Origin of the sequence: Microbulbifer sp. (genome assembly GCF_051659245.1) — a bacterium.
Classification (GTDB): Bacteria; Pseudomonadota; Gammaproteobacteria; order Pseudomonadales; family Cellvibrionaceae; genus Microbulbifer.
The window spans coordinates 1-8,636 of sequence record NZ_JBOFOC010000038.1; the positions used below are offsets into that span (position 1 = coordinate 1).

Consider the following 8,636-nt stretch of genomic DNA (forward strand, 5'->3'; position numbering starts at 1 on the left):
CCCGAAGGGGCCGGGGTTGGATCTAACACACAGAAGTCGCGCCAGGGATGGCGAGGCGGAAGTTAACAGCCTCTCCCCCACTGTATGCGGACCGCAATCTCAAAGCCACAACCCAACCCCGATCGCGGCCATGGGCCGCGCCTACCGGGGCCGGTAGCCAACGCAGTGGTTGGTTCAAAGAGCAATCGCGGCCGTGGGCGGATGGCCGCTCCGCCGCTCCTACAAAATAATCTCACTCCCTCCCTGTAGGAGCGGCCCATGGCCGCGATCAGACTTTCCGACCGGATACCCGCCCCAGTTCACAATCCATACACCGGCATCCTGTTCACGGCGAAGGGCATCTACTATACTGCGGCACAACTTGTCGGAGTGCCTGTGGGCTGAGATCGCTGTAGCGAGATCCGTTGAACCTGATCGGGGTTATCCCCGCGTAGGAAACAAGATCTGAAGTCGCCATTTGTCGCGACTCCTCTCTCTTAATCTGTCTGCCCCGGGCACTGCGGCGTTCAACCTTCCGCAAGCCACAGGGGTCAGCATGTCTCAGGTTACCGATCAGCCCGCCCGCGCCGCCAAATCCAGTCGTGCCGCCAGTCGCGATTCCGCCAAATCATTTCTGGACAATCTCACCGCGCAGTCTTTCCCCAACTCCCGCAAGGTTTATCTGCAGGGTGAAACCCCGGATATTCGCGTGGGTGTGCGGGAAATCTGTCTCGGCGACAGCGTGGTGGGCGGCGATGAGCAGAATCCGGTACTGGAGCCCAACGCGCCGCTGCGGGTGTATGACACCTCCGGCCCCTACTCGGACCCGGAATACAGGATTGATGTGCGCGAGGGCCTACCCAGGTTGCGCCAGGCCTGGATCGAGGCGCGCGACGATACCGAGGTGCTCACCTCCCGCCAGGCCGCCTACAGCCAGAAGCGTATGGCGGACAGCGGCCTGGATCATATCCGCTTCGAAAACCTGCCTTCGCCGCGCCGCGCCATGGCGGGTATGAATGTCTCGCAGATGCACTATGCGCGTCGCGGTATTGTCACCCCGGAAATGGAATTTATCGCTGTGCGCGAAAATATGGGCCGCGCGCAGATCGCCGATGCGCTGAAGGAATCCCACTATCAAAGGGCCCGCGACGGAATCTATATTCCCGAGCAGATCACCCCTGAGTTCGTGCGCCGCGAGGTGGCCGAGGGCCGCGCGATTATTCCAGCCAATATCAACCATCCGGAGCTGGAGCCGATGATTATCGGCCGCAACTTCCTGTGCAAGGTCAACGCGAATATCGGTAACTCCGCGGTGACCTCTTCCATTGAAGAGGAAGTGGAAAAGCTGGTGTGGTCGACCAAGTGGGGGGCGGACACGGTGATGGATCTGTCCACCGGGCAGAACATTCACGAGACCCGCGAGTGGATACTGCGCAATTCGCCGGTCCCGATCGGCACAGTGCCCATCTACCAGGCGCTGGAAAAAGTCGACGGCGTCGCCGAGGACCTCAACTGGGAGGTGTTCCGCGATACCCTGATCGAGCAGGCGGAGCAGGGCGTGGACTACTTCACCATTCACGCGGGTGTGCTGTTGCGCTATGTGCCGATGACCGCCAAGCGGGTGACCGGCATCGTGTCCCGAGGCGGTTCCATTATGGCCAAGTGGTGCCTGGCCCACCACAGGGAGAATTTCCTCTACACCCATTTCGAGGAAATCTGTGAAATCATGAAGGCCTACGATGTGAGCTTCAGTCTCGGTGACGGCCTGCGCCCGGGTTCCATCGCCGATGCCAACGACGAGGCCCAGTTTGGCGAACTGCACACACTGGGTGAACTCACCGAAATTGCCTGGCGGCACGACGTGCAGACCATGATCGAGGGCCCCGGCCATGTAGCCATCCACAAGATCAAGGAAAATATGGATGAGCAGTTGAAACACTGCCACGGCGCGCCTTTCTATACCCTCGGCCCGCTGACCACCGATATCGCCCCCGGCTACGACCATATCACCTCCGGTATTGGTGCAGCTCTGATCGGCACTTATGGCTGCGCCATGCTGTGCTACGTAACTCCCAAGGAGCACCTGGGGCTACCCAACAAAGAGGATGTTAAAGAGGGACTGATGGCCTATAAGATCGCTGCCCATGCCGCGGACCTGGCCAAGGGACATCCGAGGGCGCAAATGAGGGACAATGCCCTGTCGAAGGCGCGTTTCGAGTTCCGCTGGGAAGATCAGTTCAACCTGGGCCTGGACCCGGAGCGCGCGCGTACCTACCACGACGAGACCCTTCCCAAAGAGTCTGGCAAGGTCGCGCACTTCTGTTCCATGTGCGGGCCGAAGTTCTGCTCCATGAAAATTACTCAGGATGTCCGGGAGTATGCAGCCAAACAGGAAGCGGAGAAGGGCATGGAGGAGATGGCGATCAAATTCAAGGATATGGGCAGCGAGCTGTACCACAAGGGCTGAAGGCTCCTCCACACAGTGAGTTTTATCGGGTTCCCCGGCATCAGGGCCTTCGCATCGAATTGCCTATCGCCGTCAAAACTGTAGGAGCCTGCTTGCAGGCGAACAACGAGGCCAATACAAAGCCCGGTAGGTTTCGCCTGCAAGCAGGCTCCTACAAAGTGGTTGGATTCTACATCGAGGCCAACGGAAAACGTTTAGTGACAGATAAAAATTCCCCCCGCATCGCAATAGCCGGCGGCGGTCTGATGGGCCGCCTGCTGGCTTGGCGGCTGGCGCAGCGCGACTGCGATATCACCCTGTTTGAAGCGCGGGATTTCACCGTGCCGAGTGGCGCCTGCTGGGCAGCCGCCGGGATGATCTCGCCGCTGTCGGAACTGGTGCACAGCCAGCGGGAAGTCTACGACCTGGGTGTCCGCAGCCTGGAGTTGTGGCCCGACTGGGCGCGGCAGCTGGAAGCACAGAGCGGAAAGGCGGTGGAGTTTCGCCGCGCCGGCAGTGTGCTGGTGGCGCACGGGCGGGATAGAAGTGAACTGGAACACTTCCAACGGGAGTTAACCGGCAAACTGAACGGCGATGAGAGTGCTCAGGTTCGCCCACTGGACAGGGGTCAGCTGCAACAACTGGAGCCGGCCCTGGAAAACTTCGAACAGGGGCTGTACCTGGAGAGCGAGGGGGATATCGACAACCGCCGCCTGTTGCCGGTGCTGTTGAACCTTCTGCGGCAACAGGGGGTTCACCTGCGCGAGCGCACCCCGGTGGAATGCACCCCCGGTTGTGTGGAGCACGGAGAAGGCAAGCTGCGTTTCGACTGCGTCATCGACTGCCGCGGCCTCGGCGCAAAGGGGCAGTTCGAAGGGCTGCGCGGCGTGCGCGGTGAAGTGCTGGTGGTGGAAACCCGCGAGGTCCAGTTGCAGCGGCCGGTGCGCCTGCTGCACCCGCGCTACCAGCTCTACGCGGTGCCGCGGAGCGGGGGACAGACGGTGATCGGCGCCACGGAAATCGAAAGCGAGGATATGTCGCCGGTATCGGTACGCTCCCTGATGGAGCTGTCCTCCGCGCTCTATTCGCTGCATCCGGCATTCGCCGAGGCGCGGGTTGTCGAAACCCGGGTCAACTGCCGTCCCGCCACTATGGACAACCTCCCCCATGTGCACAGCGAATCGCGGCTGGTGCGGGTCAATGGTCTCTACCGGCACGGCTATTTGTTGGCGCCGGCGCTGGTTGAGCGTGTAGAGAAACTGGTAATGCAACAATGTTTACAGGTGGCCTGATGCAAGTGGTAGTCAACGGGCAGGTGGAAAAACTGGAGCGGCCGACGGATTTATCCAGTCTGCTGCAACGGCTGGGATACAGGGGTGAGGCGTTTGCCGTGGCCCTGAATGGGGATTTCGTGCCCAGGGCAGACTACGGGGAGACTCGGCTGAACGATGGCGACGCCCTGGATATCGTCGCCCCAGTGGTGGGTGGTTGACTATGGCGGATTTGTTGAAACTCTATGGCGCAACCTTTGACAGCCGCTTGCTGATCGGCACCGCGCTGTATCCCTCGCCGGCGATCATGCGCGAGTCGGTCGAAGCTTCCGGTGCGCAGATCATCACCCTGTCCCTGCGCCGGCAGAGCCCGGAACAACAGCAGGGCAAAATGCTCTGGGACTACATTCGCGAATCCGGCTGCCAGTTGTTGCCCAATACCGCCGGCTGCAAAACCCCGCGGGAAGTGATTGCGCTGGCGGAGATGTCCCGGGAAATTTTCCAGACTGACTGGCTAAAACTGGAAGTGATCGGCGACGATTACAACCTGCAGCCGGACCCCTACGGCCTGGTGGAGGCGGCCAGGGAGCTGGTGCGGCGCGGTTTCAAAGTTCTGCCCTACTGCACCGACGACCTGGTGGTGTGCCGCAAGCTGCTGGATGTGGGCTGCGAAGTGCTGATGCCCTGGGGCGCGCCCATCGGCACCGGCCAGGGATTGCTCAATAAATACAATCTGCAGACACTGCGCGAGCGCCTGCCGGATACGCCGCTGATTATCGACGCCGGTATCGGCGCGCCCTCCCAGGCGGCGGAGGCGATGGAAATGGGCTACGATGCCGTTCTGCTGAACACCGCCATCGCCCGGGCCCAGGAGCCGGTGAATATGGCGCGGGCTTTCAGGCTCGCCGTGGAAGCCGGGCGCACCGCTTACAGTGCGGGGCTGATGTTGAAACGCCAGACCGCCAGCCCCAGCACTCCCACGCTGGATATGCCATTCTGGCAGCAGGCGGATAACGCACTGCAGGAATAGCTGCTGTAATGACTATGAAAAGCAAACCCATCGTCTGGTCCATCGCCGGCAGCGATTCCGGCGGCGGCGCAGGTATCCAGGCGGACCTGCTGACCTTCGCCGATCTCGGCTGCCACGGCTGCACCGCGATTACCGCCAACACCGCGCAGAACACCCGCGAGGTGGCTGCGATCAATGCGGTGTCGCCGGAGATTCTGCTTTCCCAGTTGCAGGCACTGCAGCGGGACCTCTTTCCCTCCGCCATCAAAATCGGGTTGCTCGCCAACGGCGAACAGGTCGCCGCGGTGTCGGAATTCCTGCGCGGCCTGAGACAGATCAAAAAGGTCCCGGTCGTCTACGACCCCGTGGCCGTCGCCACCAGCGGCGCCGCGCTGACCGAAGGCTCCACCGGAGAAGTGGTGCTGCGGGAACTCCTGCCCCTGTGCGACCTGATTACTCCCAACCTGCACGAACTGGAGTGGCTGGCCGGCACACCAGTGGGCGGTGCGGAGCAGATCGCCGCTGCCGCCCGGCAGTTGCAGAGCCGCGGCTGTACCGCGGTCCTGGTGACCGGTGGTCACAGCGAGATCGTGCCCCGGGAAGTGGCCGACCTGCTCTGGGACGGCGAGGAAGCGGACTGGTTGATCGGTGGGAAAATTGCCTCCGGCTGCACCCATGGCACCGGCTGCACCCTGTCTTCCGCGATCGCCGCGTCGATGGCGCTGGGTTACCCGTTGCGCGACGCCTGTGTGGTGGCCAAGGCCACCGTGCAGCGGGGCCTTCGCCTCGGCAACGGGGAAAACATCGGCGGCGGCGCCGGCCCCGTTGGCCACTGCGGCTGGCCGGGTGAACTGGAGGATTTTCCGCAGGTACTTTTACCCGCTGAGGAGCGGGCAAAAAAATACGGCTGCTATTCCGAAGAGGCCAATGCGCGGTTCGCACAGGGTTTCCCCCAGCCGGACAGCAATCGCCTGGGACTCTACCCGGTGGTGGACTCGACGGACTGGCTGGAAAGGCTGGCAAAGCTGGGTGTGCGCACACTACAGTTGAGGATCAAAAATCCCGACACGGATTTGCGTGCGGAGATCGAACGCGCCGTGGCCATCGGCCGCGAATACGATCTACGCCTGTTTATCAACGATCACTGGCAACTGGCCATCAATTGCGGCGCCTACGGCGTGCACCTGGGCCAGGAAGATTTGCAGACCGCCGACCTGGCGGCCATCAAAAACGCAGGCTTGAAGCTGGGGATCAGCACCCACGGCTTTTACGAGCTGCTGCGCGCCCACCGCTACCGCCCCAGCTACCTGGCCATCGGCGCCATCTTCGCCACCAGTACCAAGGATATGAGCGGGCAGCTGCAGGGCGTGGACAAACTCGCGCGAATGGCCGCACTGCTGCCGGATTATCCGCTGGTGGCCATTGGCGGTATCAACTTGCAGCGCGCGCCGGAAGTTGCGGCCTCCGGTGTGGGCAGTATCGCGGTGGTCACCGCCGTTACCCAGGCGGCCGATTGCGCGCAGGCGGTGCGCCAGTTCCAGGCCCTTTTAGACGGATAGCTCCATGTTGAACCGCAAACAGTTACAGCGTTACAGCCGCCAGATAATGCTGTCCCAGGTGGGTGAGGCCGGGCAGGAAAAACTGGCGCAGGCGCGGGTGATGATCATCGGTCTCGGCGGCCTCGGCAGTCCGGCGGCCCTGTACCTGGCCGCGGCCGGCGTGGGGGAAATCCACCTGGTGGATGGCGACCAGGTGGAAATTTCCAACCTGCAGCGGCAGATACTCTACAAAACCAATCATCGCGATAAAGACAAGGCCCAGGTCGCGGCGCAGCAACTCACCGCCGCCAATCCGGAAATCCGCCTGCACGCCCACGCGCGTATGGCGGACGAGCCCTGGCTGCGCAGCCAGTTGCCCTCGATAGACCTGGTGCTCGACTGCACCGACAACCTGGCCATCCGCCATACCGTCAACCGGCTGTGCCGGGAATTCCGGCGGCCGGCGATTATGGCCTCGGTGCGGGGCTTTTCCGGGCAACTGGTCAGTTTCGATTTTTCATCCGATCCCTCGCCCTGCTATGCCTGCCTGTTTCCTCCTCAGGAGAGTGAAGAAGCGGTGGAGAACTGTTCCACAGCGGGGGTGATGGGGCCGGCGCTGGGTGTTGTCGGCAGCATGCAGGCGCTGGAGGCGATCCGCTGGATTCTGGGGCTGCCCCTGGCCAGTCGCGGGCGGCTGCAGCTGTTCGAGGCGGAGACCCTGGAATTGCGGTCGCTGCAACTGCAAAGGGATAATGACTGCCCGGTTTGCGGTGCAGAGGGCAGATGACAGAGTACAGAAGACAGATGTGCAGGAACTGCCTCGTCGCGGCGTTACTTTTGCTTTCCACCGCCTGCTCGCCGGATGAGCCGACTGTAAACACAGCGGCGGAACACAACCCGCGCACCAGCCGGGAAGAGATACGGGAAATCTATTTGCGCAGTTGCCACAGCTGCCACGCCACTGGCGTGGCCGGCGCACCGCGCACCGGCGACACCAATGCCTGGGCACCGCGTCTGGAACAGGGCATGGACACCCTGGTGACTCACGTCGAAAAAGGTTACCAAGCTATGCCGCCCCGCGGCCTCTGCTTCGACTGTACGCGGGAGGAGTACGCGGCGCTGATCCGTTTTATGACTGAAGACGGGGATCAGTGATGAATGGCACAAAGTTAAGCGGAAAATCCGAGCCCCTGTAGGATGGGCAAAGCGTAGCGTGCCCATCAAGGTCTCGGAAGATGGGCACGCTACGCTTTGCCCATCCTACAAGGGATCTCTGCTTAACTTAGTGCCACTCCGATCAGTTAGAACCTCTGAACAACCGGGAGGCAATATATGTTTGCTTTTACCCAGCTGTATCGTCCTATCTTTTCCTTCGCGCTGTTTTTTCTGAGTTTTTTTCCTTTCGCCGGCGCCGCCGGGGAACAGCCGCCGCCGGACAAGCTGTCACTCAGCGAATGGAAGGTGCCCTGGGGCGGCCGCCCGCGAGATCCCTTTGTGGACAGCAATGGCGATGTGTGGTTTTGCGGCCAGTCCGGCAATTATATCGGCCGCTTTTCCCCCGCCAGCGGCGAGTTCAAAAAATTCTCCGTGCCCGATGGCAGCCATCCCCATAACCTGATCGTCGACGATAAGGACCGGGTCTGGTACGCGGGTAACCGCAACGCCCATATCGGCCGCCTCGATCCGCAGAGTGGCGAAATCCGTCGCTTTGCCATGCCCGAGGAAGTCGAGGACCCGCACACCATGGTGTTCAACCGAGAGGGAAATATCTGGTTTACCGCCCAGCACAGCAATCGCATCGGCCTGCTGGATGTGAAAACCGGTGAAGTGAAAGCGGTGGAGCTGCAATCGGCAAAGACGCGCCCCTACGGCATAAAAATGGATGCACAGAACCGCCCCTGGATTGCGCTGTTCGGCACCAACAAGCTGGCCCGGGTGGATCCGAAAACCCTCGCCCTGACAGAGATAACACTGCCGCGAGCCGGGGCGCGGCCCCGCCGCCTGGAAATCGATGATGACGGCAACGTCTGGTATGTGGACTACACCGACGGCTACCTGGGCCGCTACGTCCCGGCCTCGGGCAAATTTACCGAGTGGCGCCTTCCCGGAGCCACGCCGCGCCCTTACGGCACCGCACTGGACGACAAGGGCCGGCTGTGGATCGCCGATACCGGGGTGATTCCCAACCGCATTCTCGGTTTCGATACCGCGACGGAAAAGTTTATCAGCGCCACCGAGGTGCCCAGCGGCGGCAACGTGCGGCATATGATGTTCAATAAGGCGGATGGCAGCTTCTGGTTCGGTGTGGACGCGGGCTATCTGTCGAAAAGCAAGCCAAATCGTAACTACTCACCCCTGTAGGAGCGGGCCATGCCCGCGAACAAGGGCCGATC

8 protein-coding genes and 1 riboswitch are annotated in these 8,636 nt (G+C 61.8%); all 8 genes read left to right on the forward strand.

Annotated elements, in window-relative coordinates; translation table 11 throughout:
- The first annotated feature begins 355 nt into the window (after positions 1-355).
- Positions 356-454, forward strand: a riboswitch (TPP riboswitch).
- A gap of 81 nt (positions 455-535) precedes the next feature.
- The 8 genes from thiC to ACRC0P_RS04205 all read left to right on the forward strand — a co-directional run bounded on the left by thiC (position 536) and on the right by ACRC0P_RS04205 (position 8,604).
- Positions 536-2,446: a phosphomethylpyrimidine synthase ThiC gene (gene thiC, locus ACRC0P_RS04170; RefSeq protein WP_438628529.1), complete on the forward strand. Its 1,911-nt coding sequence runs from the start codon at positions 536-538 to the stop codon at positions 2,444-2,446.
- Between the two features lie 197 nt (positions 2,447-2,643).
- Positions 2,644-3,717: a glycine oxidase ThiO gene (gene thiO / locus ACRC0P_RS04175; protein WP_438628530.1), complete on the forward strand. Its 1,074-nt coding sequence runs from the start codon at positions 2,644-2,646 to the stop codon at positions 3,715-3,717.
- The gene (thiS, locus tag ACRC0P_RS04180) at positions 3,717-3,917 is read left to right on the forward strand and encodes a sulfur carrier protein ThiS (RefSeq protein ID WP_438628531.1); all 201 of its coding nucleotides are present in this window, start codon (positions 3,717-3,719) and stop codon (positions 3,915-3,917) included. The genes thiO and thiS overlap by 1 nt, the downstream gene beginning before the upstream one ends.
- Positions 3,918-3,919: 2 nt before the next feature.
- Positions 3,920-4,726 (forward strand): thiazole synthase, encoded by an 807-nt coding sequence (locus ACRC0P_RS04185; protein WP_308368015.1) that lies wholly within the window; start codon positions 3,920-3,922, stop codon positions 4,724-4,726.
- A gap of 8 nt (positions 4,727-4,734) precedes the next feature.
- Positions 4,735-6,264, forward strand: coding sequence for a thiamine phosphate synthase (gene thiE / locus ACRC0P_RS04190; RefSeq protein WP_438628532.1), 1,530 nt, complete (start codon positions 4,735-4,737; stop codon positions 6,262-6,264).
- Positions 6,265-6,268: 4 nt separating this feature from the next.
- Positions 6,269-7,030 carry a HesA/MoeB/ThiF family protein gene (locus ACRC0P_RS04195; RefSeq protein ID WP_438628533.1) on the forward strand — a complete coding sequence of 254 codons (762 nt, stop codon included), beginning with the start codon at positions 6,269-6,271 and terminating at the stop codon, positions 7,028-7,030.
- Positions 7,027-7,398 (forward strand): c-type cytochrome, encoded by a 372-nt coding sequence (locus ACRC0P_RS04200; protein WP_438628534.1) that lies wholly within the window; start codon positions 7,027-7,029, stop codon positions 7,396-7,398. Before ACRC0P_RS04195 ends, ACRC0P_RS04200 begins: the two co-directional genes overlap by 4 nt.
- Positions 7,399-7,575: 177 nt before the next feature.
- Complete coding sequence (locus ACRC0P_RS04205) at positions 7,576-8,604, forward strand: Vgb family protein (protein WP_438628535.1); 1,029 nt, start codon at positions 7,576-7,578, stop codon at positions 8,602-8,604.
- The last annotated feature ends 32 nt before the right edge of the window (positions 8,605-8,636 follow it).

Coding starts and splice junctions, on each gene's coding strand:
- thiC (WP_438628529.1), top strand. CDS start 536: ATGTCTCAGGTTACCGATCAGCCCGCCCGCGCCGCCAAATCCAGTCGT.
- thiS (WP_438628531.1), top strand. CDS start 3,717: ATGCAAGTGGTAGTCAACGGGCAGGTGGAAAAACTGGAGCGGCCGACG.
- ACRC0P_RS04185 (WP_308368015.1), top strand. CDS start 3,920: ATGGCGGATTTGTTGAAACTCTATGGCGCAACCTTTGACAGCCGCTTG.
- thiE (WP_438628532.1), top strand. CDS start 4,735: ATGACTATGAAAAGCAAACCCATCGTCTGGTCCATCGCCGGCAGCGAT.
- ACRC0P_RS04195 (WP_438628533.1), top strand. CDS start 6,269: ATGTTGAACCGCAAACAGTTACAGCGTTACAGCCGCCAGATAATGCTG.
- ACRC0P_RS04200 (WP_438628534.1), top strand. CDS start 7,027: ATGACAGAGTACAGAAGACAGATGTGCAGGAACTGCCTCGTCGCGGCG.
- ACRC0P_RS04205 (WP_438628535.1), top strand. CDS start 7,576: ATGTTTGCTTTTACCCAGCTGTATCGTCCTATCTTTTCCTTCGCGCTG.